At 59.8% G+C, this 26877-nt stretch carries 28 protein-coding genes and 1 tRNA gene; 17 read left to right on the top strand and 12 right to left on the bottom strand.

The genetic code is table 11. The features are described from left to right. A partial coding sequence (locus JWS10_RS03785; RefSeq protein WP_299504938.1) for a sigma-70 family RNA polymerase sigma factor occupies positions 1 to 481 on the top strand: 481 nt, incomplete at its 5' end. A 222-nt stretch (positions 482 to 703) separates the two neighbouring features. Here the strand turns inward: JWS10_RS03785 and JWS10_RS03790 are convergent. Then, positions 704 to 779 (bottom strand) — tRNA-Ile (locus tag JWS10_RS03790). Between the two features lie 144 nt (positions 780 to 923). On the opposite strand from JWS10_RS03790, the gene purM reads away from it, so the two are divergent. From purM to rnd, 3 genes are all read left to right on the top strand, one after another. Then, positions 924 to 1970, top strand: coding sequence for a phosphoribosylformylglycinamidine cyclo-ligase (gene purM, locus JWS10_RS03795; RefSeq protein WP_299504940.1), 1047 nt, complete (start codon positions 924 to 926; stop codon positions 1968 to 1970). Then, positions 1967 to 2554 (top strand): phosphoribosylglycinamide formyltransferase, encoded by a 588-nt coding sequence (gene purN, locus JWS10_RS03800; protein ID WP_299504942.1) that lies wholly within the window; start codon positions 1967 to 1969, stop codon positions 2552 to 2554. Before purM ends, purN begins: the two co-directional genes overlap by 4 nt. 218 nt (positions 2555 to 2772) lie before the next feature. Further along, positions 2773 to 3930 carry a ribonuclease D gene (gene rnd / locus JWS10_RS03805; protein WP_299504944.1) on the top strand — a complete coding sequence of 386 codons (1158 nt, stop codon included), beginning with the start codon at positions 2773 to 2775 and terminating at the stop codon, positions 3928 to 3930. A gap of 12 nt (positions 3931 to 3942) precedes the next feature. On the opposite strand, the gene JWS10_RS03810 is transcribed toward rnd, so the two are convergent. Further along, positions 3943 to 4392, bottom strand: a complete 450-nt coding sequence (locus JWS10_RS03810; protein WP_299504946.1) for a hypothetical protein — start codon at positions 4390 to 4392, stop codon at positions 3943 to 3945. Positions 4393 to 4511: 119 nt separating this feature from the next. Here JWS10_RS03810 and JWS10_RS03815 point away from each other — a divergent pair, with 119 nt between their 5' ends. Continuing rightward, positions 4512 to 4919 carry a SufE family protein gene (locus tag JWS10_RS03815; protein ID WP_299504948.1) on the top strand — a complete coding sequence of 136 codons (408 nt, stop codon included), beginning with the start codon at positions 4512 to 4514 and terminating at the stop codon, positions 4917 to 4919. Between the two features lie 12 nt (positions 4920 to 4931). Here JWS10_RS03815 and JWS10_RS03820 read toward each other — a convergent pair whose 3' ends face one another. From JWS10_RS03820 to cobS, 4 genes are all read right to left on the bottom strand, one after another. Next, complete coding sequence (locus tag JWS10_RS03820) at positions 4932 to 5264, bottom strand: DUF427 domain-containing protein (protein WP_299504950.1); 333 nt, start codon at positions 5262 to 5264, stop codon at positions 4932 to 4934. A 56-nt stretch (positions 5265 to 5320) separates the two neighbouring features. Beyond that, complete coding sequence (locus tag JWS10_RS03825) at positions 5321 to 7126, bottom strand: aminopeptidase P family protein (RefSeq protein WP_299504958.1); 1806 nt, start codon at positions 7124 to 7126, stop codon at positions 5321 to 5323. Positions 7127 to 7186: 60 nt separating this feature from the next. Further along, entirely contained in the window at positions 7187 to 9058 is a 1872-nt protein-coding gene (gene cobT, locus JWS10_RS03830; RefSeq protein WP_299504963.1) for a cobaltochelatase subunit CobT, read from the bottom strand. Between the two features lie 75 nt (positions 9059 to 9133). After that, a complete protein-coding gene (gene cobS / locus JWS10_RS03835; protein ID WP_299504965.1) occupies positions 9134 to 10108 on the bottom strand; it encodes a cobaltochelatase subunit CobS in 975 nt (324 codons plus the stop codon). Between the two features lie 197 nt (positions 10109 to 10305). Here cobS and msrB point away from each other — a divergent pair, with 197 nt between their 5' ends. From msrB to JWS10_RS03855, 4 genes are all read left to right on the top strand, one after another. Then, complete coding sequence (msrB, locus tag JWS10_RS03840; RefSeq protein WP_299504967.1) at positions 10306 to 10761, top strand: peptide-methionine (R)-S-oxide reductase MsrB; 456 nt, start codon at positions 10306 to 10308, stop codon at positions 10759 to 10761. A gap of 110 nt (positions 10762 to 10871) precedes the next feature. Next, positions 10872 to 11321: a hypothetical protein gene (locus tag JWS10_RS03845; protein ID WP_299504968.1), complete on the top strand. Its 450-nt coding sequence runs from the start codon at positions 10872 to 10874 to the stop codon at positions 11319 to 11321. Beyond that, on the top strand, positions 11321 to 11656 hold the full coding sequence (locus tag JWS10_RS03850) for a hypothetical protein (RefSeq protein ID WP_299504969.1): 336 nt from the start codon (positions 11321 to 11323) through the stop codon (positions 11654 to 11656). The genes JWS10_RS03845 and JWS10_RS03850 overlap by 1 nt, the downstream gene beginning before the upstream one ends. Next, entirely contained in the window at positions 11653 to 13317 is a 1665-nt protein-coding gene (locus tag JWS10_RS03855) for a glycosyltransferase family 4 protein (protein ID WP_299504971.1), read from the top strand. Before JWS10_RS03850 ends, JWS10_RS03855 begins: the two co-directional genes overlap by 4 nt. A gap of 20 nt (positions 13318 to 13337) precedes the next feature. On the opposite strand, the gene JWS10_RS03860 is transcribed toward JWS10_RS03855, so the two are convergent. Continuing rightward, positions 13338 to 13970 carry a DnaJ domain-containing protein gene (locus JWS10_RS03860; RefSeq protein ID WP_299504972.1) on the bottom strand — a complete coding sequence of 211 codons (633 nt, stop codon included), beginning with the start codon at positions 13968 to 13970 and terminating at the stop codon, positions 13338 to 13340. A 72-nt stretch (positions 13971 to 14042) separates the two neighbouring features. Here JWS10_RS03860 and JWS10_RS03865 point away from each other — a divergent pair, with 72 nt between their 5' ends. After that, on the top strand, positions 14043 to 14294 hold the full coding sequence (locus tag JWS10_RS03865; RefSeq protein ID WP_299477625.1) for a BolA family transcriptional regulator: 252 nt from the start codon (positions 14043 to 14045) through the stop codon (positions 14292 to 14294). A 30-nt stretch (positions 14295 to 14324) separates the two neighbouring features. Here the strand turns inward: JWS10_RS03865 and JWS10_RS03870 are convergent, their stop codons facing one another. Continuing rightward, positions 14325 to 16472, bottom strand: coding sequence for a malate synthase G (locus JWS10_RS03870; protein ID WP_299504974.1), 2148 nt, complete (start codon positions 16470 to 16472; stop codon positions 14325 to 14327). 195 nt (positions 16473 to 16667) lie between these two features. Between JWS10_RS03870 and JWS10_RS03875 the strand changes: the two genes are divergently transcribed. Genes JWS10_RS03875 through JWS10_RS03885 form a run of 3 tightly spaced genes read left to right on the top strand, consistent with a single transcriptional unit; the run spans position 16668 to position 17934 of the window. Then, positions 16668 to 17003, top strand: coding sequence for a metalloregulator ArsR/SmtB family transcription factor (locus JWS10_RS03875; protein WP_299504977.1), 336 nt, complete (start codon positions 16668 to 16670; stop codon positions 17001 to 17003). A gap of 2 nt (positions 17004 to 17005) precedes the next feature. Then, positions 17006 to 17491 (top strand): SRPBCC family protein, encoded by a 486-nt coding sequence (locus tag JWS10_RS03880; protein ID WP_299477634.1) that lies wholly within the window; start codon positions 17006 to 17008, stop codon positions 17489 to 17491. Beyond that, positions 17491 to 17934, top strand: coding sequence for an SRPBCC domain-containing protein (locus tag JWS10_RS03885; RefSeq protein WP_299504979.1), 444 nt, complete (start codon positions 17491 to 17493; stop codon positions 17932 to 17934). The genes JWS10_RS03880 and JWS10_RS03885 overlap by 1 nt, the downstream gene beginning before the upstream one ends. Here the strand turns inward: JWS10_RS03885 and JWS10_RS03890 are convergent. After that, positions 17931 to 18113, bottom strand: coding sequence for a DUF2256 domain-containing protein (locus tag JWS10_RS03890; RefSeq protein WP_299504981.1), 183 nt, complete (start codon positions 18111 to 18113; stop codon positions 17931 to 17933). The genes JWS10_RS03885 and JWS10_RS03890 overlap by 4 nt on opposite strands. Continuing rightward, the gene (locus tag JWS10_RS03895; RefSeq protein WP_299504982.1) at positions 18113 to 19528 is read right to left on the bottom strand and encodes an FAD-binding domain-containing protein; all 1416 of its coding nucleotides are present in this window, start codon (positions 19526 to 19528) and stop codon (positions 18113 to 18115) included. The genes JWS10_RS03890 and JWS10_RS03895 overlap by 1 nt, the downstream gene beginning before the upstream one ends. Positions 19529 to 19803: 275 nt before the next feature. On the opposite strand from JWS10_RS03895, the gene pepN reads away from it, so the two are divergent. Continuing rightward, positions 19804 to 22365, top strand: a complete 2562-nt coding sequence (pepN, locus tag JWS10_RS03900) for an aminopeptidase N (protein ID WP_299504984.1) — start codon at positions 19804 to 19806, stop codon at positions 22363 to 22365. Here pepN and JWS10_RS03905 read toward each other — a convergent pair. After that, positions 22322 to 22942 (bottom strand): transglycosylase SLT domain-containing protein, encoded by a 621-nt coding sequence (locus JWS10_RS03905; RefSeq protein ID WP_299504986.1) that lies wholly within the window; start codon positions 22940 to 22942, stop codon positions 22322 to 22324. The two genes, pepN and JWS10_RS03905, sit on opposite strands and share 44 nt — an antisense overlap. A 178-nt stretch (positions 22943 to 23120) precedes the next feature. Here JWS10_RS03905 and gatB point away from each other — a divergent pair, with 178 nt between their 5' ends. From gatB to JWS10_RS03920, 3 genes are all read left to right on the top strand, one after another. Beyond that, positions 23121 to 24632, top strand: coding sequence for an Asp-tRNA(Asn)/Glu-tRNA(Gln) amidotransferase subunit GatB (gatB, locus tag JWS10_RS03910; RefSeq protein ID WP_299504988.1), 1512 nt, complete (start codon positions 23121 to 23123; stop codon positions 24630 to 24632). Positions 24633 to 24782: 150 nt separating this feature from the next. Further along, positions 24783 to 25364 carry a glutathione S-transferase family protein gene (locus tag JWS10_RS03915; protein ID WP_299504990.1) on the top strand — a complete coding sequence of 194 codons (582 nt, stop codon included), beginning with the start codon at positions 24783 to 24785 and terminating at the stop codon, positions 25362 to 25364. A gap of 202 nt (positions 25365 to 25566) precedes the next feature. Further along, positions 25567 to 25947, top strand: coding sequence for a DUF4177 domain-containing protein (locus JWS10_RS03920; RefSeq protein WP_299504993.1), 381 nt, complete (start codon positions 25567 to 25569; stop codon positions 25945 to 25947). Here the strand turns inward: JWS10_RS03920 and JWS10_RS03925 are convergent. Further along, a partial coding sequence (locus JWS10_RS03925) for an aminotransferase class I/II-fold pyridoxal phosphate-dependent enzyme (protein WP_299504995.1) occupies positions 25948 to 26877 on the bottom strand: 930 nt, incomplete at its 5' end.

Below are 26877 nucleotides of genomic sequence, written 5' to 3' on the forward strand. Positions count from 1 at the left end.
GCATATGATCGAGACGATCAACAAGCTGGTCCGCACGGGTCGCCAGATGCTGCACGAAATCGGCCGCGAGCCTACGCCGGAAGAGTTGGCCGAAAAGCTGCAGATGCCGCTTGAGAAAGTGCGCAAGGTGATGAAGATCGCCAAAGAGCCGATTTCGTTGGAAACTCCGATTGGCGACGAAGAAGACAGCCAGCTTGGCGACTTCATCGAAGACAAGAACGCGATCCTGCCGCTGGATTCTGCTATTCAGGAAAACCTGAAAGAGACGACGACTCGGGTGCTGGCCTCGTTGACGCCACGTGAAGAACGGGTTTTGCGGATGCGGTTTGGCATCGGCATGAACACCGATCATACGCTGGAAGAAGTGGGTCAGCAGTTTAGCGTGACGCGTGAGCGGATCAGGCAGATCGAGGCGAAGGCGCTGCGGAAGCTGAAGCATCCGAGTAGAAGCCGGAAGCTGCGGAGCTTCTTGGATCAGTAAGAAAGGCGCGCCATGATAGGCGCGCTTTTTCTTTTCGTGCTGGGTTTGTTGGGATACATGCAGGCCCCGCTCGGCTCATTTTGCCGTCTGCCGGCGTGATGGTGGTAATCAGCCGGATTATGGCACTGATGCGGACGCATCGCTTGGACGGGAAGGGCGATGATGTATCTGGCAATTACCGCCACCGTTTACGGTTTTGGCGCATCGCTAAATTCAGGTGAATGGTAGGTCCGGAGGGACTCGAACCCCCAACCAAGGCGTTATGAGCGCCCTGCTCTAACCATTGAGCTACAGACCCATTCTGCCTTTGCCTAGCATATGCGGGGGCGGGGTCAAGGTTTGCTTCGGACAAAACCGCTGCCGAATGCGGCGCTTGCGTTGCGTGCGGGGGCTGGATGGCTTATGCGGGCGGCAACTGCTTTTCAGCTTGGGGAATCTGCGCATGACCACCGGACACAATGGCCTGACCTATGCCGATGCGGGCGTGGATATTGATGCGGGCAATGCTCTGGTGGAGCGGATCAAGCCTGCGGCGAAGCGGACACAACGCTCGGGTGTTATGTCGGGTCTGGGCGGGTTTGGGGCGCTGTTTGATCTGAAGGCTGCGGGATATAGCGACCCGATTTTGGTCGCGGCGACGGATGGCGTTGGCACCAAATTGCGGATTGCGATTGATACTGGCAATGTTGATACCATTGGTGTCGATCTGGTGGCGATGTGCGTCAATGATTTGGTCTGTCAGGGTGCCGAGCCTTTGTTGTTCTTGGATTATTTCGCCACGGGCAAGCTGGATGTCGAGGAAGCCACGCGGATCATCAATGGGATTGCGGCGGGCTGTGAAGCCTCGGGTTGCGCGTTGATCGGGGGTGAGACAGCCGAGATGCCGGGGATGTATCACAAGGGTGATTTCGATCTGGCGGGTTTCGCGGTGGGCGCTATGGAGCGTGGCGCGGATTTGCCGTCGGGGGTTGTCGAGGGTGATGTGTTGCTGGGGCTCGCCTCAAACGGGGTGCATTCCAACGGGTATTCGTTTGTGCGCAAGGTTGTGGAGCTGTCGGGTCTGGGCTGGGACGCGGATTGTCCGTTCTCGGACGGGACGTTGGGCGAGGCTTTGCTTGCACCGACGCGGCTTTATGTGAAGCAGGCTTTGGCTGCGGTTCGGGCCGGCGGGGTGCATGCTTTGGCGCATATCACGGGCGGCGGTTTGACGGAAAATCCGCCGCGGGTGGTCCCGGAGGGGTTGGCCTGCGAGATTGATCTGTCGGCGTGGGAATTGCCGGGGGTGTTTCGGTGGTTGGCGGAGACAGCGCATATGAGCGAGCCGGAGTTGTTGAAAACCTTCAACTGCGGCATCGGGATGATTGCGGTTGTCGCGGCGGATCGGGCTGAGGCTTTGACTGCATTGTTGCTGGAGCAAGGTGAGACTGTGGTGGCTTTGGGCCGCGTTGTGGCGGGTGAGGGTGTGATCTACAAGGGCCGTTTGCTGTGAAACGAGTTGCCGTCCTGATCTCTGGGGGCGGCTCCAACATGCTGGCATTGCTGCGCGATATGGTGGGGAATCATCCTGGGCGGGCGGTGTTTGTGGGATCGAATGATCCCAGCGCGCCGGGATTGGTGCGGGCGGCGGAGATGGGCGTTGCGGTGGCGGCGGTGGATCATCGGCCATTCGGGCGGGATCGGGCGGCGTTTGAGGCGGCTTTGTTGGAGCCGCTTTTGGCATCCGAGCCGGATATTCTGTGTCTCGCGGGCTTCATGCGGGTGTTGACGCCAGGGTTCGTGCGCCGCTTTGAGGGGCGGATGTTGAACATCCATCCGTCGCTGTTGCCGAAGTATCCGGGGCTGCATACGCACGCTCGGGCGTTGGCTGCGGGAGATACTGTGGCGGGATGCTCGGTGCATGAGGTGACGGCGGAGCTGGACGGCGGGCCGATCTTGGGGCAAGCGCGTGTTGCGGTTTTGCCGGGGGATACCGAGGCGGAGCTGTCGGCGCGGGTGTTGGTGCAAGAGCATCGGTTGTATCCGGCGGTGCTGCGGCGGTTTGCGGCGGGGGATCGTAGTCGGCTGGACCTGTAAAGGGGGGCCTTCTTGGGGGGCATCGAGCCCCCGCGCGAAGGCTTTGGCGCGGGCAACTCAGGCGATCGATTTGCTGCAACGACGTGAGGGTTGTGGCGTCGATTTGCTTGCAGCTGGAGTATTTGGCAAACGGCATGGGCTTGGGCTTTTCTTAAGCCACAATGCTGCCTATAGCAGTTAAGCGGGATACCCCCGTAAGCCCTTTGCGAAAGACGCCCATGCGCACGATTACCACGACCGAAGACCTTGCTGCATTTTGTGAAGCCGCCAAGTCAAAGCCCTTTGTCACCATTGATACCGAATTTCTGCGCGAGCGGACCTATTGGTCGAAGCTGTGCCTGATTCAGATGGCGCTGCCGGGCAAGGATGGCGATGCGGTGTTGATTGACCCGATTGAGGGCCATGCAATGTCGATGGAGCCGCTTTATGATCTGTTTCGCCATGAGGCGACGGTCAAGGTGTTCCATGCGGCCCGGCAGGATTTGGAAATCTTTTTCGTAGAAGGCGATGTGTTTCCGAAGCCGTTGTTTGACACTCAGATCGCGGCAATGGTTTGCGGCTTTGGCGAGCAGGTGGGCTACGAGACTTTGGTGAAGAAGATCGCCAAGGAGAACCTCGACAAGACCTCGCGGTTTACCGATTGGTCGCGCCGGCCGCTGACCTCGGCGCAGAGCGAGTATGCTTTGGCGGATGTGACGCATCTGCGGGTGATCTATGAGTTTTTGGCGGCTCAGCTGGCGAAAAACGGGCGGCAGGCTTGGGTGGAGGAGGAGCTTGCGGTTCTGACCGATCCTGCGACCTATACTGTGCATCCTGAGGAGGCTTGGTTGCGGGTGAAAACCCGGACGACCTCGGGGCGGTTCTTGGGCGTGGTCAAGGAATTGGCGCGGTTTCGTGAGGAATATGCGCAGGGCAACAATGTGCCGCGCAGCCGGGTGATGAAGGACGACGCTTTGCTTGAATTGGCCTCGACCCGGCCGACGAATGTCGAGGAATTGGGACGTTCGCGGTTGTTGCTGCGAGAGGGTCGTAAATCCGAGATTGCTGACGGGATTCTGGCTGCGATCAAGGCTGGGATGGAGATGCGGCAGGAAGATTTGCCGAAGCCGGATTTGTCGAAAGATCAGATGCAGGTCAATCCGGCATTGGCGGATTTGCTGCGGGTGTTGTTGAAAGCAAAGTCGGAGAGTTTGGGAGTAGCGCCTAAATTGATCGCCTCTGCCTCTGATCTGGATGGGATTGCGGCGGGCGAGCGTAATCTGGAGACGCTGAAGGGCTGGCGCGCGGAGGCTTTTGGCGATGACGCGATGCGCCTTTGCCGGGGTGAAATTGCGCTGTCAGCTAAGGGCAATGAAGTGCGGGTGGTGCGGATTTAACGCCGCACCCCTTTAGCGGCGGCTGGCGCGGGCGTTGCTGGCACCTTGCACGACGATCTGATTGATCGCTTGCAGCTTGATGTCGGAAAGGTTGTAAGCCACTGTAATCTCACGCGATTGCTGGTTGACCACTGCGGCAGCACCCACTGGCGGGAAGACGTGAAACTCCAACACCAGCGTGCCTTTTTCATCGACGGGTTGCGGCACCAGCTCGGCGCTCCAGTAGCCTTGGGTCGGTGGCAGACCAGTGGCGCGGATGATCGCGCCGCCCGGATAGGCGTCAATCTGCATCGACAGCACGTTTGCCACCAGCGGGCGCGGATCGGCGGGGGTCTGTGTGCTGACCACTTCGGTCGGGGCCGAGCGTTTGAACCATTTGAACGGGTTCAGGCGGCCTGAGAAGCCACCACACGCGGTCATGGCGGTCAAAGCGAGAATGGCGATGGGCAGGCGAAAGCGCATATGGGCATCCCTTTGGCGTTGCTAAGATCGGTAGCCGATTGGACGCGGTTTGAAAAGCCCGCATGGGCTGGACGTTTGGCCTCGGGCGCACTAGCTGAACCACAGTGATGGAGAAACGCATGGCCACGCCCGCTTTTGAAGAAATCGCCGAAACGTTTGAGTTTCTGGATGACTGGGAGGATCGCTATCGCCACGTCATCGACCTCGGGCGTGCGATGCCGCCGCTGGAGGACAGCTTTAAGGTGCCCGCGCTGAAGGTGGATGGCTGTGCCAGCCAAGTCTGGCTGCGCCCGCAGATCGCAGCGGGACAGTTTGATTTTCAGGGTGACAGCGATGCGATGATCGTGCGCGGGCTGATTGCGGTGCTGCACGCGCTTTACTCTGGGGTGGCGGTGGCCGAGATCGGCAAGATCGACGCCCATGCCGAGTTGGGGCGGCTGGGGTTGAATGAGCATTTATCTTCGCAGCGCTCTAACGGCGTGCGCGCGATGGTCGAGCGGATACGCAAAGTGGCAGCGGAGGCTTAAGCCGGCGAAAGCTTACGCCAGCGTCACTTTGTCGGGGTAGAACGCGAGGTGGCCCGCGATGGCTGCGACTTCGGGGATGGGGTTTTCATAGGACCACACCGCGTTTTCCAGCAAGCCATTGGCCGTCTTGATGGAGTAATAGCTGCACAACCCTTTGTGCGGGCAAGTGGTCTGCCGATCGGTTTTCACCAGCTTGTCCATCGTCACATCTTCGCGCGGGATATAAAGCATCGGCGGGTAGCTGCCCTCTTGCAGTTCCAGCGCCCGGCTGGTTTCGCCTAAAGCCGTTCCGCCAGCCGAGATGGTCAGCCGACGGTCTTGCGGGGTAATGGTGATGTAAGCCATATGCGCCTCCTGAAGAATTCAGTCAGGGTAACGCAATCTGGGCGTGGCGTGGAGGGCTATATTGGTGCGCAGGCGGATTGGCACCAAGCCAAAGCTTCGGCAGACAGGCGCGACGAAAGTTTCGCTAGCACTTCGGTATGGTAGGCGTTCAGCCAAGCACGCTCTCCGGGAGCCATCATATCGGCGAGCACCAAGCGCCGATCAAATGGCACGAAGGTGAGGGTTTCAAAGCTAAGCTGGCTGCGTTCATCATCGCCGCCGGGCAGGTTCGGGGCGGGCTGCACCACGATCAGGTTTTCAAGGCGAATGCCGAACTCGCCTTCGCGGTAATAGCCGGGCTCGTTGGACAGGATCATGCCGGGTTCGAGCGGGACTTCAGAAATGCGGCTTAGGCGCTGCGGGCCTTCGTGGACTGACAGGAACGCACCCACACCATGCCCGGTGCCGTGGTTGAAATCTTGGCCTGCAAGCCATAGGGCGTAGCGCGCGAGGGGGTCTAGATCGCGGCCGGTGTAGCCTTTCGGCCAGCGGGCACGGCTGATCGCGATGGTGCCTTGCAGCACACGGGTGAAGCAGGTGCGGGCATAGTCGCCGGGATCGCCTACCGCAATCGTGCGGGTAATGTCGGTGGTGCCATCCAGATATTGTGCGCCGCTGTCAACCAGCAACAACTCGTTACGGCCTATTGTGCGGTTTGACTCGTTGGTGACGCGGTAGTGCATGATCGCACCATTCGGGCCGGAGCCGCTGATGGTGTCGAAGCTGATGTCATGCAGCACATTGGTGGCGCGGCGGAAGCCTTCGAGTGCGCGCACCACGTCGATTTCGGAGAGGCCGCCTTTTGGGGCCTGTTGATCGAGCCAGCACAGGAATTCGACGACAGCGGCACCATCGCGCAGATGGGCCTCGCGCATACCTTCGATTTCAGCGGCGGTTTTCTTGGCTTTCGGCAGGCGGCAGGGATCGTCGCCCCAAGCCACGGTGATCGCGGCCTCGGTCAGTTCGGTCGAAACAGCCAGCGGTGCCGTGCCACGGTCCACGCACACCGCGCCCTGCAAGGTGCGCAGGGCGGGCACGAAGGCGGAGATTGGACGCAGCAAAACCTCGTCCCCGAGATGCGCGCGAGTGGCGTCGTCGAATTTCGAGGCATCGGCGAAGAGAGTGACATGGGCGTTCTCGTGCAGGATGGCAAAGCCGTGCAGGATCGGGTTGCGCGGCACATCGGCACCCCGGATGTTCAGCAGCCAGCAGAGGCTATCGGGTAGGGTGATAACGGCGGCGGATTTGCCTTGGGCGCGCAGAGTTTCGGCCAAACGGGCGCGTTTCTGGGCGCTGGTCTCGCCCGCAAGGCTGTCGGGATGGGCGAACGCCTTGCCGACGGGGGCGGAGGGTTGATCGGGCCAGATTTTGTCGATCTGGTTGGCGCAGGGCTGCAAGGTCACGCCGGTGCCTGCCAACGCGGCCTCAAGTTTGGCAATTTCGTCGGCGGTGTGCAGCCAAGGATCGAAGCCGATGACGCCTTGAGAAATATGGTCTTTCAGCCAAGCGCCGGCGCTGATTTCAGGCCAAGGCACGGGAGTGAAGTGGGCCAGATCAACCTGGCTTTTCACCTGCGTGCGGTAGCGACCGTCGATGAACACGCCCGCGATATTGGGCAGAACGATGCAGAAGCCAGCCGATCCGGTGAAGCCTGTTAACCATTGCAGGCGCTCATCGCGGGCGGCAACATACTCGCCCTGATGCACATCGGCGCGCGGGATCAGGAAGCCGGACAGACCCTCGGCGGCGAGGATGTGACGTAGGGCGGTAAGGCGGGCAGGGCCCTGAGCAGGGGAGGCATGGGTGTCGAAGCTCTGAAACATGGTGATCCTCTGTGCTCAATTATCCTCGGACGAGGCCGCAGACCAAGGGCGAGCCCCTGCTTACCCGGTTTTGCGCATCCCCAACGCTTTGGCGCGTTTGCGTGGGTCAACTTCGAACAAGCCGGCAAGCTGTTCTGTCATCGCTCCCGCCAGTTGATCGACATCGGTGATGGTGACGGCGCGCTGGTAATAGCGGGTGACGTCGTGGCCGATACCGATCGCGATCAGTTCAACCGCACGTTTGCGCTCTACCATGGCGATCACGTCGCGCAGGTGTTTTTCAAGGAAATTCGCGGGGTTAACCGAGAGCGTGCTGTCATCGACGGGCGCGCCATCGGAGATCACCATCAGGATGCGGCGGGCTTCGGGGCGGGCCATCATGCGGCGGTGCGCCCATTCCAAAGCCTCGCCGTCGATGTTTTCTTTGAGCAAGCCCTCTTTCATCATCAGGCCCAGATTGGGGCGAACCCTGCGCCATGGAGCGTCGGCGGATTTGTAGATGATGTGGCGCAGATCGTTCAGGCGGCCCGGCTGCTGGGCGCGACCCTGTGCCAGCCAACGCTCGCGGGATTGGCCACCCTTCCAGGCGCGGGTGGTGAAGCCCAAGATTTCGACTTTGACCGAGCAACGCTCTAACGTGCGCGCTAAGACGTCGGCGCAGATCGCGGCGATAGAAATGGGGCGGCCGCGCATCGAGCCGGAGTTGTCGATCAAGAGCGTGACGCAGGTGTCGCGGAATTCGGTGTCTTTTTCCTGTTTGAACGACAGCGGCGTGGTGGGGTTGGCGATGACGCGGGCGAGGCGGCCGGCGTCAAGGGTGCCTTCTTCTAGGTCGAAGTCCCACGAGCGGTTTTGCTGCGCCTGCAAGCGGCGCTGAAGTTTGTTGGCAAGGCGCGAGACGGCACCTTTGAGCGGATCAAGTTGCTGATCGAGATAGGCGCGCAGGCGTTCGAGTTCGGCGGGTTCGGCCAAGTCTTCGGCTTTGGTTTCCTCATCGAAATTAGTGGTATAGACGGTGTAGTTCGGGTCAGCGTCGGAATATGGCGCGGGCGGTGGTGGATCAAGCGGCGCTTCGCCTTCGGGCAGTTCGGCCTCGTCGCCTTGCTCCATATCGGCGGAGTCTTCCATGGTGACTTGGGCTTGGGATTGGTCCTGCTGATCTTCTTGGCTTTGTTCTGGCGAGGCTTCGCTGTCTTCCGAATCCTGCTCGTCAGAGCCCTCGCTGTCGGGCGCGTCTTGGTCTTCTTGCGCCTCGTCGCCCATGTCTTCTTCATCGGGCTGGTCGGGGTCGTCGCCCAACTGGTCGCCATAGCCTAGATCAGAGATCACTTTGCGGGCAAGCCGGGCGAAGGCGGCTTGGTTATCCAGCACATTGTCGAGATTGTCCAGCGTGCCGGAGGCTTGGCCTTCGATGAAATCGCGCCACATCTCCATGACATTCGCCGCACCTTTGGGCATGTCGCGGCCAGTGGCGAGATGGCGGACAAGGTAGCCTGCGGCAACGGAAAGCGGCGCATCTTCGCGCTTGGTGATCTGGGAATAGCCTTTGCGATCAGCCTCATAGGCGATCTTAGCGTCGATATTGCCAGCCGTGCCGGGCATGGCGCGGGCACCGACAGCCTCACACCGCGCGGTTTCCATCGCGTCGTAAATTTCACGGGCGAGGGGGCCGGTGGGGGCGTATTTGTTGGCGGTGGACTCATTGTGGAACTTGCGGCGCAAAGCGAAAGCGTCGGCGGTGCCACGGGCGAGCAACACCTCATCCCGCGTCATGCGACGGCTGACCTGCGGCAGGCGTATGCCCTCTTTGTTCATCCCCGCCGGATCAACCGAATAGGTCACCGTCATTTCGGGATCGTTGGCCATGGTCTTGGTGGCCTCAGCCAAGGCCTTCTTGAACGGATCGGCGGGGTTGTCAGTGGGTTTGGTCATGATCCGTCCCGATATGGGTAGGGCGGGGTTGACCCCACCATTGTCGAGCAAGGCGGGGTGAACCCCGCCCTACATTTACTTCATCGCCATGCTTGCCGCGCTCTCGGGAAGTTCCTCCGCAAAACAACGCTGGTAGAACTCCGCCACGGTTTGACGCTCCAACTCGTCGCATTTGTTTAGGAAGCTCAGGCGGAAGGCGTAGCCTACGTTGCGGAAAATCTCGGCGTTTTCGGCCCAGTTCAGCACGGTCCGGGGCGACATGACGGTGGAGAGGTCGCCGTTCATAAAGGCGGTGCGGGTCAGATCGGCGACGGTGACCATTTGGCTGATCACTTTGCGGCCCTTATCGGTGTTGTAATGCGGGCGTTTGGCCAGAACGATGGCGGCTTCGGCGTCGTGGCTGAGGTAATTCAGCGTGGCGACAAGGCTCCAACGGTCCATCTGGGCTTGGTTAATTTGCTGGGTGCCGTGGTAGAGGCCGGTGGTGTCGCCCAGACCCACGGTGTTCGCGGTGGCGAACAGGCGGAAGGACGGGTGCGGGGTGATAATCTCATTCTGGTCGAGCAGGGTCAGTTTGCCGTCATGCTCGAGCACGCGCTGGATGACGAACATCACGTCGGCGCGGCCTGCGTCGTATTCATCGAACACGATGGCAACGGGGTTGCGCAACGCCCAAGGCAGGATGCCTTCGTGAAACTCGGTGACTTGCTTGCCGTCGCGCAGCTTGATCGCGTCTTTGCCGATCAAGTCGATGCGGGAGATGTGGCTGTCAAGGTTAACACGGACGGTGGGCCAGTTCAGTCTAGCGCCGACTTGCTCGATATGCGTCGATTTGCCGGTGCCGTGGTAGCCTTGGATCATCACGCGACGGTTGTAGGCGTAGCCTGCAAGGATCGCTAAAGTGGTGTCAGGATCGAATTTATAGGTCGGATCAATCGCGGGCACCCGGTCGGTTCCATCGCCGAAGCCCTTCACCTTCATATCGGTGTCGATGCCAAAGACATCGCGAACCGAGATTTCTTCGGTGGGTTTCATAATCGTATCTGCCATTGCCCGTCGCCTATATCAAACTGGCGGGTCCACTCTGTTTGACGGGGCCCGCGATCCTACTCGTTTGTGGTACATAACTGGCAGGGCTGCAAGGGCAAGGCATCACGCGCTTTCCCGTTCGCGTGAGAAGCTGAAACTTATCAATGTGAACCTGCGTTTCTGGCGTACAGTCACCCCACATGATCGGGAGAAGCGCAATGCACCGCCGCAGTTTTCTTATGTCCGTCGCCGCTTTGGCGCTCGCGTCACCGCTGCGGGCTGAGACGTTTGAGGTCACGCTGACCGAGGCTGAATGGCGGGCGAAGCTGACGGATATGCAGTACCGGGTGCTGCGCCAAGCTGAGACTGAACGTGCTGGCACCAGCCCGCTGAATGACGAGCACCGCAAGGGCACGTTCTTTTGCGCGGGGTGTGATTTGCCGTTGTTTTCGTCGGGGACAAAGTTCGATTCAGGCACCGGGTGGCCATCGTTTTTTGAACCTTTGCCGAACGCGACTGGCACCAAAGCCGATCCCGGGGTTTTTGGCGACCGTACAGAAGTGCATTGTCGGCGTTGTGGCGGCCATTTGGGCCATGTGTTCAGCGACGGCCCGCAGCCCACGGGTTTGCGGTATTGCATGAACGGCGCCGCGCTGAAATTTCGTGCCACCTAGGGTTGGCGGCAATTGCAATAGACACGCAATCCTCGCGTCGTTACCGATAGCCCGCGCGGGAAGATGCCCGCCCTATCGGAGTTTGTGGATTGTCCAAACCAGTATCACCCATGACGATCTCTGCGACCCAGACGCTAAAGCGCTTGCTGGACGGCCCGCCGGATGCGGCTCGGTTGGAACAAGCGTTTCGGCATTTGGCGAAATGGCGCTCGGAACTGATTTCCAACACGCTTGTGGGGCGCTCTGGCACCAAGGTTTTGTCGGGCCCTTTTAGAGGCATGGATTATCCTGTGCGGGCTTCGGAAGGGTCGCGCGCGGCAAGGTTGATGGGCTCGTACGAATCCAGTTTGGCTCCGGTTATTGAGGAAATTGTCACCAAAGCGTATCCGGTGATAATCGACGTGGGCTCGGCTGAGGGCTATTATGCCGTAGGTTTGGCACGGCGTGTTTGCCTAACGCGCGGGTGTTGGCCCGAGATGCCAATCCAAAGGCGCTGGTGTTATGCGCGGCGTTGGCTGCGGCGAATGGCGTGGCGGATCGGGTTAAAGTTGGCGGATTGATGGATCATGCCGATTTTGATCTGTGCCGTGCGCAAAAGACGCTGGTGGTTTGCGATATTGAGGGCGCGGAGGCCGAACTTTTGGACCCGGTGCTTGCGCCCGGTTTGGCTGCCGCAGATATTCTGGTCGAGGCCCATGATTGTATGCGCCCGGGCCTGAGCGGTGTGATCGCGGAACGCTTTAAGGCAACGCATAATATTCGGGTAATCGGGCGGCGGCTGGACGACTCCGGTTTGCCGGATTGGATGGAGGGCTTAAGCGATCTCGATCGTTTGGTGGCTTTGTGGGAGTGGCGTTCGGGGCCGACGCCGTGGTTGTGGATGGTAAAAAAATGAGTGCAGAACGCAACGCCGCTATTTGGTATGCGCAGGACGGATTTGATCCGAAGGCTAAGGGCATCAACGGGCGTAGAGTGGCGGGCGAGTCATTTCTGAAGGGCTTTCTGCGCCACGCTGATGTGGAAGAATTCGTCCTGCTGGCGCATGGGGCAGCACAAATTGAACCCGTCAAAGCCTTGGCGGCAGAATTGCGACCCGGCAAAGCGGTGCGTCATGCGCCGTTGCTGCGGCCAGGCAGTATCACTCCGGTGCAGACCGTATTTTTTCCCAGCCCGAATTACGTTCAGGAAAGTTGGCGACGTGCCGCCTATGGCACCGGGGCGTGGTCGATGTGCGGAATCACCCACACCACATCGACCGATGCGGTGATGCAGGGATTTTTTGATCTTCGGATGGCCCCCGTTGCCGAATGGGATGCGGTGATTTGCACCAGCCAGTCGGTATTAAGCTCGGTCAGTTACCAGATAGACCTGATTGATGATCATATGCGCAGCCATTTGAGGGCAATGCCACCGCCGCGTCCAATGTTGCCAGTGATCCCCTTGGGGGTGCACTGCGCGGATTTTGAGCCGGATGCTGCGGCGGGGGCCGCGTTGCGCGCGAAATTGGGCGCAGGGCCGAACGATGTAGTGTTCGCCACCATCGCGCGGCTTACTCCGCATGAAAAATTCGATCCGCTGCCAATTTACTTGGCGATGGCTTCGGCTCAGCGGCAACTGCCGGGGCAAAAGCTGTTTGTGGTGTTCTGTGGCCAGTTCCGCGAGGATTACTCGCGCAAGGTGTTCACAGAAGGCGCGGCAAAGCTGATGCCGGATGTGGGTTTTGCTTTGCTTGATGGCGCATCGGCCGATGACCGCAAGGCTGCGTTGTCAGGCGCGGATGTTTTCATGTTTTTGATTGATAACATTCAGGAAACCTTCGGGCTGGCTCCGCTGGAGGGGATGGCGGCTGGTCTGCCGTTGCTGGTGTCAGACTGGGATGGCATGAAAGATACCGTGTCCGATGACGTCGGTTTTCGGATAACCAGCCGCACTTTGCCCGGGCAATACTACGCGCAAGAGGCTTTGCGGTATCAGGGCGGCACCGACAACTATGTGCAGTACTGCGCGTCAAGTTCGGCGCTGACCGAGTTGGACATGCCGGAATTGACAGCGCGGATATTACAGCTGGCGCGTCAGCCTGACCTGCGCCGCAAAATGGGCGCGGCGGGTAAGGCGCGGGTGCGAAATTTGTATGATTGGGCGCAGGTGGTGCCGCAGATGCAGGCGCTGTGGGCCGAGCAAGATGCCCGCAGGATGGCTTCTGCCGCGCAGTCGCTCCGCTACAGAGCCGATGCTTTGCCAATCGCGCCCTCGCCGATGCACCTGTTTGGCAGCTATCCGACAGAGCAGGTCAGCTTTGGAAAAACCCGCCTTGTGCTGGCCGATCAAACCGGACGCCCCAGCTTGGCTGAGGTGCTGGTTGCGCGGAATTATCAAGGGCTGAAGCGGATATTCGCCGCACCCGAGCATATTTCCCGGGTGTTGCAGACGGTGACTGCTGCTGGATCCAAGGGCTGCGATCTGGCGCAATTAGAGGCAGGGTCGGCGATTAAGGGCGCGCTGGTTGAGCGGATCGTCATTTGGCTATTGAAGTATGGCTTCGTGCGGCGAGGTTGAGCCCGCCGTTAAGACAGCCGCTATTCTTTGAAATATCGGCTGTCTTTGATCTGATCCCACGCCCAAACCACCTCTTGTAGACGGTCCTCGTCTGAGCGGTCCCCGCCGTTCATATCCGGATGAAGATCCTTCACCAAGCCTTTGTATTGCTTGCGGATTTCCGTTTTTGTCCAAGTGTCGCGGGCGTCCAGAATCTCCACCGCTTTACGCTCGGTTGCGGGCAGTTTGCGGGTGGAGTTTGAGGTGGGCTTGCCAGGATTGCGAGTGGCGTTATCCCCAAGCAGCGACATCGGATCATCGACGCCGACGCGGTGCCAAGCGTTGCCATCGTCTTTCTTGCTGAACGGTTTGGTCTCACGCTCCCACAGGCGATCTTTTTCGAGCAGTTTTTGGAATTCTTCATCGGTCGCGTTGCCAAAGAAGTTCCACTTCAGGTTATATTCGCGGATGTGATCGCGGCAGAACCAGAAATATTCATCCAGATGGTCCGGCGACTTTGGCGCGCGGTAAGCACCCTTTTCCTTGCAGGATGGGTAATCGCAAGCCTTGTTTGACGTTTCAAATGCCCCCGACATGCCCCTGCGCGTGGTTTTACGCTTGGCTTTGTCGGACGAGACGCGGATATCAAACTCAAAGGGGAGACGCGTGGACATGCAGGGGCCTTTCCGAACTGAAGGCAAGACTTTAAAGGTTTGAGCGGCAGATAGAAGGGGCTAAGGCGAAAAATGAGCATTGAGAGTGAGTTGATTGCGCGTCTGACGATCACTTTTTCACCAAGCCGACTGGAGGTGGTCAATGAAAGCCACAAACACGCCGGACATGGCGGCGATGATGGCTCGGGTGAGAGCCATTTTGCGGTCTTGATCCGGGCGGATGCTCTGGCTGCGATGAGCCGGGTGGCGCGGCACCGGGCGGTGCAAAAGGCACTGGGGGATTTGAACCAGCGCATTCACGCGCTGGCGTTGGACATTGGTTGACGCCCCGGCGCTAGGTGGCGGCGTAAGCCCCTAAGCCTGCGCTTTCAGTTGCAAACGCCGAGCGTGCAGCACGGGTTCGGTGTAGCCGGACGGCTGCTCACGGCCCTTGAACACCAGATCACAGGCGGCTTGATAGGCGATGCCATCAAAGCCGGGGGCCATCGGGCGGTAGACCGGGTCGGAGGCATTCTGGCGATCCACCACCGCCGCCATCTTGCGCATCGCGGCATCGACTTGCGCTTCGGAAACGATGCCGTGGTGCAGCCAGTTGGCGATATGCTGCGCCGAAATCCGGCAGGTGGCGCGGTCTTCCATCAGCCCTACGTCATTGATATCGGGCACTTTTGAGCAGCCGACACCCTGATCAATCCAGCGCACCACATAGCCAAGGATGCCTTGGGCATTGTTTTCAACCTCGCGCAGGATCTGCGCCTCGGTCCATTTCTGGTAGGTGGCGAGGGGAATTTCCAGCACGGTTTCAACATAGCCGCGCCGTCCGCCAGCTTTCAGTTTGGCCTGCACGGCGGCGACGTCGATCTTGTGATAATGCAGCACATGCAGGGTGGCGGCGGTGGGTGACGGCACCCAAGCACAGCTTGCGCCTGCCTTCGGATGCTCAATCTTCTGCTCCAACATCGCGGCCATCAGATCGGGGGCGGCCCACATGCCTTTGCCGATCTGGGCGCGGCCTTGCAGGCCACATTCGAGGCCAATATCGACGTTCTGGTTCTCGTACGCGCCGATCCACGCCTTGCGCTTGATGAAATCTTTGCGGCTGAACGGGCCGGCTTCCATCGAGGTGTGAATTTCGTCTCCGGTGCGGTCGAGAAAGCCGGTGTTGATAAAGGCGAGGCGGTGTTGGGCGGCGCGGATGCAGGCTTTCAGATTCACCGAGGTGCGGCGTTCTTCGTCCATCACGCCGAGTTTCACGGTGTTGGCGGGCAGGCCCAGGATGGTTTCGACCTTGGTAAAAACCTGATCGGCAAAGGTGACTTCCTCTGGCCCGTGCATCTTGGGTTTGACGACGTAAACCGAGCCGGTTTGCGAATTGCGCGCACCGTCGGTCTTTTTCAGATCGTGCATGGCGATCAGGCTGGTGATCAGCGCGTCCATCAGACCTTCGTAAATTTCGGAGCCGTCGGGCAGCAGGATCGCCGGATTGGTCATCAAATGGCCGACGTTACGAATCCACAGCAAAGCGCGGCCTTTGACCGTCAGAGTGCTGCCATCGGGGGCGGTAAAGCTGCGGTCGGGATTCAGCGCGCGGGTGATTTTTCGGCCCGCTTTGCTAAGATCAGCGGTCAGATCGCCCCGCATCAGGCCGAGCCAGTTGGAGTAGGCGAGGGTTTTATCCTCGCCATCGACGCAGGCGACCGAATCTTCGCAATCCATGATCGCGGACAGCGCGGATTCTAGCACGACATCGGCCAGAAGCGCCTGATCGCGACTGCCAATCGGGTGGGCGCGGTCGAATACCAGTTCGACGTGCAGGCCATTGTTGACCAGCAGCACCGAATCCGGAGCCTTTGGGTTGCCCTTGTAGCCTGCAAATTTGGCAGGCGTCACCAGCGGCAGATCATCGACCAGCAAAGCGCCGTTCGCGACATAGTAGCGGCGCAAATCCGCGTGGCTGGCGCCTTGGATCGGAAAAGCTTCGTCCAGAAACACGCGGGCGCGCGCGACCACGCGGGCGCCACGACCCTTTTCATAGCCGCCAGCCGGGGCAGGGCTGCCCATCGCGTCGGTGCCGTAGAGCGCGTCATAAAGGCTGCCCCAGCGCGCGTTGGCGGCGTTCAAAGCGTAGCGCGCGTTGGTGATTGGCACCACCAGTTGCGGGCCAGCGATCAGCGCGATCTCGGGATCGACATTTGTGGTGTCGATCTGGAAATCTTCGCCTCCCGGCAGCAAGTAGCCGATTTCGCTTAGGAAATCTTTGTAGGCCACCGCATCATGTGGAGCGTTGCGGTGGCTGTGGTGCCAGACGTCAATCTTGGTCTGCATCGCATCGCGCTTGGCAAGCAAGCTGCGGTTCACAGCGCCTTCGGTCTGCGCCAGATCGGCCATGCCTGCCCAAAACTGATCGGTTGTCACACCTGTGCCGGGTAACGCATGGCGCTCAATGAAGTCAGCCAGAATTTGATCCACTTGCAAACCGTGCCGTGTGACGCGCGTAACCATGGGAACCTCGCTGATTGGCTTTCCTTAGCGGATAGCAGAAATGCGGGGGTCGCGAAAGTTTTGCGAAGCGGGATTTTCTATGAAAATGCGAAAACACTTTTCGGGAATGTAGAGAAATGGCGGAGTTTGGCATAATGCTTAGTGGTATGGCTAAGTTTTATTTTGACACAAACGAGAAGTATGTTACTTAGTCATATGGCTAAGCATGACCCAGATCTTTCGCTAATATTTCAGGCTTTGTCTGACCCGACGCGGCGGACGATGCTGGCGCGGATCGGGTTGGGTGCGGTTCCGGTATCTGAATTGGCCCGCCCGACGGGGCTGGCTCTGCCAACCGTGATGCGGCACCTATCCGTGCTGGAGGAAGCTGCGCTGATCAGGACCGAGAAGACTGGGCGCACGCGCCTGTGCCATGCCCGCCCCGAAACGCTGGCTGCCACGGCTGACTGGATGGCCGAGCAGCGGCTGATTTGGGAAGCGCGCTCTGACCGTTTGGAAGCCTATGTCGCCAATTTGATAAAGGACGCTTGACCATGACACCCGATGACAAACTTGACTTGGACCCCGAAACCGATCTGGTGCTGACCCGCGAGATCAACGCGCCGCGGGAAATTTTGTACAAATGCTGGACGACACCAGAGCACCTTGTGCATTGGTTCGTGCCCAAGCCGCATAAGGTCACGGCTTGCGCACTGGATGTGCGACCCGGTGGCAAGTGCAACACGACCTTTGAGGTTGACGGCACCGAGATGGAAAACAACGGGGTCTACCTTGAGGTGATCCCGAATGAAAAACTGGTATTCACAGACACTTACACCGAAGGCTGGAAGCCGAACCCAGAGCCGTTTATGACCGCGATCCTGACGTTTGAAGACATTGGCGGCGGTCGAACTCGCTATACCGCCGTGGCCCGGCATCGCAGCAAAGAGACGGCGGAGAGCCATAAGCAGATGGGCTTTTACGACGGCTGGGGCACGGTTGTGACGCAGCTTGAAGAATATGCGCAGGGGTTGAAGTGATGGAAGACCGCACGATGACCATCGAACGGGTGATCAACGCGCCGCTCGCAGTGGTTTGGGGCGCATGGATCGACCCGGTCAGTCTGCCGCAATGGTGGGGGCCGGACGGGTTTTCTTGCCGCACCAGCCGCATTGACCTACGCACCGGGGGTGAGTGGGTGTTCGACATGATTGCCCCCGATGGCACGGTGTTTCCCAATCATCACCTCTACCAGCTGATCCAGCCGCAAAGCCGGATCGAATATACTCTGCTTTGGGGCGAGAACGGCCCGAAACACGCGGATGCGTCGGTGGAGTTGGCCGAGACGGCGGGGCAGACCAAAGTGACGATGCGGATGGTATTCGTTACCACTGAGGAATGTGCGAAGGCCAAGGGCTTTGGTGCCGAGGCGTTGGGGTTGCAGACCTTGGGCAAACTGGCGCGGATTATCGGCGCGGATTAATCAGGATTAGTGATGGGGTTGGGGGCAGAGTTATGGCCGCCTTTGGCTTTTCGGCAGCGGTCTGAGCGGTATTTCACCTGGTCCCAGACCTTCTCCCATGCTTTGCGCCAAACCATTGGGCGGCCACAGGTGGCGCAGACTTTGACGGGCAGGTCAGCCTTGTGGCGCATTTTGGGCATTACAGATCCAAGAATAGTTGGCCGTGGCTGGCTTGGCCGCGTTTGGGCGATGGCGAGACTTGCCGTTCCAGCACTTCGACGATTTCAGCCCGGGCAACAGGTTTGCGGCGCACGCCCCACACGGCTTCGCGGGCGTCACGTTGCGCGGTGGCCATATCGACAATCGGTTCGGGGTAGCGGCGGCCCAATACGCGGCCTGCACCTGACCAGCGCCAAGGCGCTTGCAAATGAGCATCTGGCACGGCTGACAATTCTGGTATCCAGCGCCGGGTGAACAGGCCATTTGGATCATGGGCATCGCCTTGTTTTATCGGGTTGTAGAGGCGCGGTGGGGTCGTTTCATCGGTGCCACATTGTATCTGCACCTGCGACCAGTGCACACCCGGATCGTAATCGGTCAATCGACGCGCAAGGGCCGCCCCCGCCACGCGCCAATCCAACCTTAGCTGACAAGCGGCGAAACCGATCACCATCGCGCGGGCGCGGTGGTTGAGCCAGCCTGTCGCTGCGAGATAGCGCAGGCAGGCGTCCAGATACGGCAGGCCGGTTTCGCCGTTTTGCCAAGCGTGCAACCGAGCGGCATCGCTGTTGCGCCGCAGAAGTTCCGCGCTCGCAGAAGGGCCGAGGGTATTAGGCGGGGTTTCCAAGCACGGCTTATTTAGGGTGCGGGCGTTCAGCAGGCTTTGAAAGCTGCCCAAAGCTGCATTCCAACGTCCACCGGGACGCTCTGCCAGTCGGGTCTGCAGCGCCTGCGTGACCTCGGCAGACGAGACTGTTCCGAGCGCCAAATGCGGCGACAGCCGGGAGGAGCCACGCTCTGCCGCAAGGGGGGAGTGGGTGGTCGTTCGGTAGCTTTCGCCGCGATGCGACAGAAAACTCTCAAGCAGATCAAGTGCTTGGCTGCGACCGCCGCGTTGGCGATGCGCACAGGGATCATCGGCAAGGCGCAATGAGCGGGCTGTCGGGATCTGCCCGGGCTCGGCACCATTCAGCGCGCGAAGGTTGCCAATCGTCGCTGGCTGCTCTGGGTCTGACTGCGGCAGTTCTGTCCAAATGATGCCGGCGCTGCGGGCCCAACGCTGCACCGCTTGATTGCGCGCATGGCTGAAGGCGTTGCCGATCTCGGCATGGCTGACAATCTGGGTGATGTTGTGCTGACGGCAAAGGCGTTCAAGCACCGCCTGCGCGACACCAACCCGCACCAGCAACGGCGCTCCGAGATCGGCAAGTTGCTGGCGCAAATCCTCGAGACATTCGGCGGTGAACGCCCATTGCCGGGCTGAGGTGTCGGGCAGCGCCCAATAGTCCGGCTCGACGATGTACACTGGCAGCACGGCACCAAGCCCCGCTGCGCATGCAAGCGCAGCGTGGTCGTGGGAGCGCAGATCGCGTTTGAACCAAATGAGAACATTCATAGAACATAGGGATAGCTGAGGATTGCGCGCTGTAAAGGCTGGATAGTGATTGAGCGCTGGGATTTGCGCAATTTACTGACAATGCAGGGACATTTGGGGTGGTTCGCTGGCAATGGTTTACGCGACGGTCTGCAGATGGGTCTTTGGTAAACGGCGCGGCGAATCGAATGGTCGTCTTCGGTGTAAACATTCAAGCCTTTGTGAAAGGTGCAAGCAGTGGCTTGGGGCTTGCGCCGGGGAGTGGATTGCGAAAGCTTGGACGAAAGGAGACCGCCATGCCAGCCGACGATCCGCGCACCATCCGTCTTGCCGACTACCAACCCTACAGCCATCTGCTCGACAGGGTTGAGCTGACTTTCCGGCTGCATCCGACCGCGACACGGGTCAGCGCCCGGCTGCATCTGGCACCCAATCCGGCTGCTCGGGCGGGCCAAGATTTGCGGCTGGACGGCGAAATGCTGCGTTTGATCTCTTGCGCGGTGGATGGACGCGCGGTTCAGATTGCACCCGATGCGACGGGGTTGACGCTTGCGGCGGGGTTGCTTCCGAGCGGTGCGTTCGTGCTGGAAACTGAGGTGGAGATTGCGCCTGAGGGCAACACCGCGCTTGAAGGGCTTTACATGTCGAAGGGCATGTATTGCACGCAATGCGAGGCGGAGGGGTTTCGGAAGATCACGTTTTATCCAGACCGCCCGGATGTGATGGCGCGGTTTCATGTGCGGATTGAAAGCGATTTGCCGGTGCTATTGTCAAACGGCAATCCGGTGGGGCAGGGCGCGGGATGGGCGGAATGGGATGATCCGTGGCCAAAGCCCAGCTATTTGTTTGCGCTGGTGGCGGGAGATTTGATCGCGCATCCGGGGCATTTCACCACGATGGAGGGGCGCGATGTGGCCCTGAACATATGGGTGCGGCCGGGGGATGAGGGGCGCTGTGCTTGGGGGATGGAAGCACTGAAAGCTTCGATGGCGTGGGATGAGAAGGGTTACGGGCGTGCCTATGACCTTGATATCTTTAACATTGTTGCGGTCGATGATTTCAACATGGGTGCTATGGAGAACAAGGGGTTGAACATTTTCAACTCCAAGGCGGTGCTGGCCTCGCCCGAAACGGCGACGGATGATGACTTTGCACGGGTCGAGGCGATCATCGCGCATGAGTATTTTCACAACTGGACTGGCAATCGCATCACCTGCCGCGATTGGTTTCAGCTGTGCCTGAAGGAAGGGCTGACGGTGTTTCGCGATCAGCAATTCTCGGGCGATTTGCGCAGCCATGCGGTGAAGCGGATCGAGGATGTACTGATGCTGCGGGCACGTCAATTCCGCGAGGATGGCGGGCCATTGGCCCACGCGGTGCGACCTGACAGCTTTGTTGAGATTAACAATTTCTACACCGCGACGGTTTATGAAAAGGGTGCCGAGGTGATCGGCATGTTGAAACGGCTCGTCGGGGATGCCGATTACGCCCGCGCTTTGGATCTGTATTTTGAGCGTCATGACGGGGATGCGGCGACGATTGAGGATTGGTTGAAGGTGTTTGAGGACACTACGGGGCGGGATTTGGCGCAGTTCAAGCGCTGGTATACCGAGGCCGGGACGCCTCGGGTTTCGGTGGCTGAGGATTGGGCGGACGGGGTTTACACGCTGACTTTGGCACAGGTGAATCCAGCCACGCCGGGACAGATGGAGAAGGGTGCAAAGGTTATTCCGGTGGCGGTTGGGCTGCTGAACCCGAATGGAGATGAGGTGGTGCCGACCACGGTGCTGGAGCTTACGGAGTCTCAGCAAAGTTTTGAGTTTAAGGGTTTGGCGGCGCGGCCCGTGCCGTCAATCTTGCGGGGATTTTCGGCTCCGGTTATTTTAGAGCGGTCAGTGCCTGCGGCAGAGCGGGCATTTTTGCTCGCGCATGATACTGATCCGTTCAATCGTTGGGAGGCGGGTCGTGCGCTTGCCAAAGATGTGCTGGCGCGGATGATTGTGGATGGGGCGGCTCCGAGCGCGGACTTGCTGGATGGGCTGGCGCGCGTGGCGTTTGATGAGACGCTTGATCCGGCCTTTCGGGCTTTGTGTCTGCGGCTTCCGGGTGAAGATGACATGGCCGCGACGCTACATGCAGCAGGCCATGTGCCTGATCCTGCGCGAATTTATTCGGAACGACGCGTCTTGCAACAGACTTTGGCGCGGCGGTTGGGTTCGGGCTTAGCTGCGCTGGAATTGGCGTGCCGGGTTCCGGGGGCGTATTCTCCAGATGCGAAGGCGGCGGGCTTGCGGGCGCTGCGCTTGGTTGCTTTGGGGTTGCTGGCTCGGCTGGATGGCGGTGCGGCGGCGCAAGAGGCATATGCCCTAGCCGACAACATGACCGAGAGTTTCGGCAGCTTGGCGATCTTGCTGGATATCGGCGCGGGTGAGGCGGAACTGGCCGATTTCGCGGCCAAATGGCAATCGGATCGGCTCGTGCTGGATAAATGGTTTGCCGTGCAGGTTGCCGCAGCGGCCCCGGAGAAGGTGGCGGGTGTAGTGCGGACCTTGACGCAACGCGCTGATTTTGATTGGAAAAACCCCAACCGTTTCCGCGCTGTGATTGGGGCGCTGTCGGGCAACCACGCGGGGTTCCATCATGCCGCGGGCGAGGGTTATGCGCTGCTCGCCGATTGGCTGATCAAGCTGGACCCGCTAAATCCGCAAACGGCATCCCGGATGTCTACGGCGTTTGAAAGCTGGCCGCGCTACGATGCTGACCGTCAAGCGATGATGCGGGGGGCTCTGCAGCGCATTTTGGCGGCTCCGGGACTTAGCCGCGATCTTTCTGAGATGGCTGGCCGGATGCTCGCTTGACCGGCACTGCGCAATACGCCTGCTTGCCGGTCCATGCCGCGATATCGGCGCGGACTTTTGACTTGCTCATCGGACCCCAATCGCGGGCAACGCCGCGGTTGCCTTTGCCCGAGACCATGCCGTCGCGGCCAACTTGTCGGGCGATGATCTTCACGGCGCAATCGAGATTTGCCGCACCGCTTTTCAGTTGTTTGCCTGTACTCGCCTCGCAGCGGTAGGCGCGGGCGGTCTGGGTTGAGATTTGCATCAAGCCAAAATAGCGTCCGGCCCCAGCGGCATTGGCGTTGTAGCCGCTCTCGTATTTGGCAACGGCTGACATCACGCCAACCCAAAAGGCGCGGCGGTCGTCCATCGAGGCGCTCTCATAGCCGGGGCACCAAATCTTGATATCGTCGGGCACTTGCGCGGCGAGTTTGCTGTCGTATTTCTCAACCGAGACCAGGGCCGCATTGGTCCAGTTTGCCGCTTCGGGCACGTGATCCCAGCGCATTTTGGGCAAAGCCTCGGCCACAACAGCCGGAACGAAGCCGAAAACAAACAGGGAGAAAGCCGCGCCGAATAGGATACTGATCCGCATTAGTCCGTCACAAGTTGCGCCGCACCAGCATGGCGACCCGCCGCGTATCAGGGGGAATCGGGTATCCGGCAAGTTTGGCGGGCCTGCGCGGGCGATTATAGGCAGCTTTCCGCCCGCGTCACTCTTGCAGCAACCGTCCCGGCTGCCTAAACAGGGGTCGAAAACCACGGAGATTATCATGCTCGATCTGACCTATGAAGCACCCAAGCCACGCGTGATCGCCGGGGTGAAGCATGATTGGGAATTGGTGATTGGCATGGAAATCCATGCGCAGGTCGCGTCAAATTCAAAACTTTTCTCGTGTGCTTCCACCCAAGTCGGGGCCGAGCCGAACTCTAACGTCGCCTTCGTCGATGCAGCAATGCCGGGGATGCTTCCGGTCATTAATGAGTTTTGCGTCGAGCAAGCGGTGCGCACAGGCTTGGGGCTGAAGGCGCAGATCAACCTGCGCTCGGCGTTTGACCGGAAGAACTATTTCTACCCCGACCTGCCGCAAGGCTATCAGATTTCGCAGCTGTATCACCCGATCGTGGGCGAAGGCGAAGTGCTGGTAGAGTTGTCGCCGGGGGTGGCTCGGCTTGTTCGGGTGGAGCGGATTCACCTCGAGCAAGATGCGGGCAAGAGCATTCACGACATGGACCCGACGATGTCCTTCGTTGATCTAAACCGAACTGGCGTGGCGCTGATGGAGATCGTCAGTCGCCCCGATATTCGCGGCCCGGAGGAGGCTGCGGCCTATGTTGTCAAACTGCGGCAGATCCTTAGGTATCTGGGGACGTGCGATGGCAACATGCAGAACGGCAACCTGCGCGCAGATGTGAACGTGTCGGTCTGTCGGGTTGGTCAGTACGAAAAATACCAAGCGAGCCAAGACTTTAGCTATCTGGGAACGCGCTGCGAGATCAAGAATATGAACTCGATGAAGTTCATCCAGCTGGCGATTGACTTTGAGGCGCGGCGGCAGATTGCTATTCTGGAGGATGGCGGCACGGTGACGCAAGAGACGCGGCTCTATGACCCGGACAAGAATGAAACCCGCTCGATGCGGTCGAAAGAGGAAGCGCATGATTACCGCTATTTTCCTTGCCCCGATCTGCTGCCGCTAGAGATTGAGCAGGCTTGGGTGGACGACATTGCGGCCTCAATGCCGGAGTTGCCCGATGCCAAAAAGGCGAGGTTCATGGGCGATTTTGGGCTGACGGATTATGACGCCAATGTGCTGACGGCTGACCTGGAAAGTGCCGGCTTCTTTGAGGCTGTGGCGCAGGGGCGTGACGGCAAGCAGGCGGCGAATTGGGTGATCAATGAGCTGTTTGGGCGGCTGAATAAGGAGGGCAAGTCGATTGTGGATAGCCCGGTTTCGACTGCGCAGTTGGGTGGCGTGCTGGATTTGATCGCCAAGGGCACGATCACCGGCAAGATGGCGAAGGATTTGTTCGAGATCATCTGGAACGAGGGCGGCGATCCGGCAGAGGTGGCGAGCGCACGCGGAATGCAACAGGTCACGGACACGGGTGCGATTGAGGCGGCTTTGGATGCGCTCATAGCGGCGAACCCTGATCAGGTGGAAAAAGCCCGCGTCAATGCCAAGCTCGCCGGATGGTTCACTGGGCAAGTGCTGAAATCGACTGGGGGCAAGGCCAATCCGGCCGTGGTCAACGCTATGGTGGCGCAAAAACTGGGACTTTGAGGGCGGGGTGAGGCGAGGTTGTCGGGGCTGGATCCGACTCAAGCTAGCGCATAACAATAGCAAATTGGGCGCCTTCGCGGGCGCCCTTTTGTTTTGCCAGAAGCCCTGATTCCGCGCATTCTGCTGTGAATGAGGCACATGGAGGCTGAGATGGCTGCCATTCTGTATTACTCGCGCAACCCTAACCCGCGTCTTGCGGTCGCGGTGGCGAAGCATCTGAATTCGGATGTGACCTTTGAGTTTGCTCAGCCGTTCCATCCCGACCACCGTGATAAGTTCCGCGCTCTAAATCCAAGTTTGCGCATTCCGATCTTGCTGGAAAACGGCCATTCGCTGTGGGAGGCCGATGCGATTGCCTGCCGGTTGTCGATGCAGGCAGGGTCAAACTTCTGGCGGCTGGATGATGAGATGCCCGAGATGATCCGCTGGATTTCGTGGGGTAAGGCTTATTTTGTGCAAGCCTGCGACGTGGTGCATTTTGAGCGTGGCACCAAGCAGCGTTATGGCTTGGGCCCAATTGATCAGGCGGTGGTCGCGCAGGGCTTAGCTGATTTTCGCGAGCACGCCCGCCAGTTGGATGCGCATCTTATCGACCGCGACTGTCTGCTGGACAGCGGCCTCAGCTATGCAGATTTCCGAATGGCGAGCTACCTTGCCTTCAAGATGTGGCAGGTTTGCCGCTGTCAGATTTCCCGCAGATTGCCGCGTGGTATGAGCGGATTGCCACGCTAGCTGCTTGGTCAGATCCGTTCGTTGGCTTGGACACGCCCGCCTTGCCACCTATCATCGGCGAACCCTAGCAATTTGAGATGGCGAACCCGCTGCATCGTGTTATGTGGCGAAATCCGCGCGCTTGAGGCAGAAATCGCTTTCTGTGATTGGCCTTGGCACCGATTTTTGAGTAATCTGCGCGCGTTTGGTTCAGGAGCGACCTATGCAGCGATATGAATATAAGGTGATTCCCTCCCCGCGCCGGGGCGAAAAATCGCGCGGGGTCAAAACCACCGAAGACAGATTTGCGCTGGCGTTGACATCTGTGTTGAACGACTTGGGGCGCGACGGCTGGGAATACATCCGCGCCGACACGTTGCCGGTGGATGAACGGGCGGGCTTTACCGGCACCAAAACCACCTTCCAGAACATGCTGGTGTTTCGTCGGGTGATTGAGGTTGAAACAACGTCTGTGCGTCCCGTGCTGGAGGATCATCCTCCGATGCCCCGGCTTGGTCCTGCTGAGGTGCCAGTTGGGAGCGCTCCGGCACTGGGACCAGCCAATCCGGTGCAGGTGACGGCTTCGGGCCTTGCGGCGGAGTAGTTAACCGGCTGCTTTCAGCGCCTCTGGCAGAGCGCGCTCAAAGGCGGCCAAAGCGGCCTCATCGCCTAGACTGACGCGGATACAGCGATCAAGTGGAGCCACGCCGGGCATCCGCACGAAGATGCCACGTGTGAGCAATTCGGCCAGAACGCGGCGGGCGTAATTGCCGTCTCGGGTGCAATCCATCGTGATGAAATTGGTCGCTGATGGCAGTGGGATCAGGCCGTTGGCGCGGGCGATGGCTGACAGTCGGGTGCGAGCGGTGGCTGTTTTGGCGCGGATTTCTGTTAGGTAAGCTTGATCTTGCAGGGCCGCGAGGGCTCCGGCTTGGGCGATGCGGCCCAGGCCGAAATGATTGCGGACTTTATCGAAGGCGGTGGCCAGCGGGGCGCTCGTGATCGCGTAGCCGACGCGGAGGCCAGCGAGGCCGTGGGCTTTTGAGAAGGTGCGGAAACGGATCAGGTTGGGGGTGTCTGCGGGGATTTCGGGGGCGGTGCCTTCGGGGGCGAGGTCGATATAGGCCTCATCCAGCACCAGCAGGGTTTGGTCGGGCAAGTTGGCGAGTAGGTCTGAGATCGTCTCGCCGGGGTGATGGCTGCCCATCGGGTTGTCGGGGTTGGCGAGGTAGATCAGCTTGGCGCGGGTGCTGGCGGCGAGGGCAAGCAGCGCCTCGGTGTCTTCATGCACCTCCTTATACGGCGCGCGGTGCAGGGTGCCGCCAAAGCCCGCGACGTGGAAGTTGAAGGTGGGATAGGCGCCGAGCGAGGTGACTACCGCATCGCGGGGGCCGATGGTCAGGCGGACAAGGTAGCCGAGCAGGGCGTCGATCCCCTCACCCACCACGACATGCGCCGGGGTGCAGCCGTGATGGGCGGCGATGGCGGTTTTCAGGTCAAAACATTCAGGGTCGCCGTATTTCCAAACCTCAAG

Origin of the sequence: Cypionkella sp. (assembly GCF_028290025.1) — a bacterium.
Lineage (GTDB): Bacteria > Pseudomonadota > Alphaproteobacteria > Rhodobacterales > Rhodobacteraceae > Cypionkella.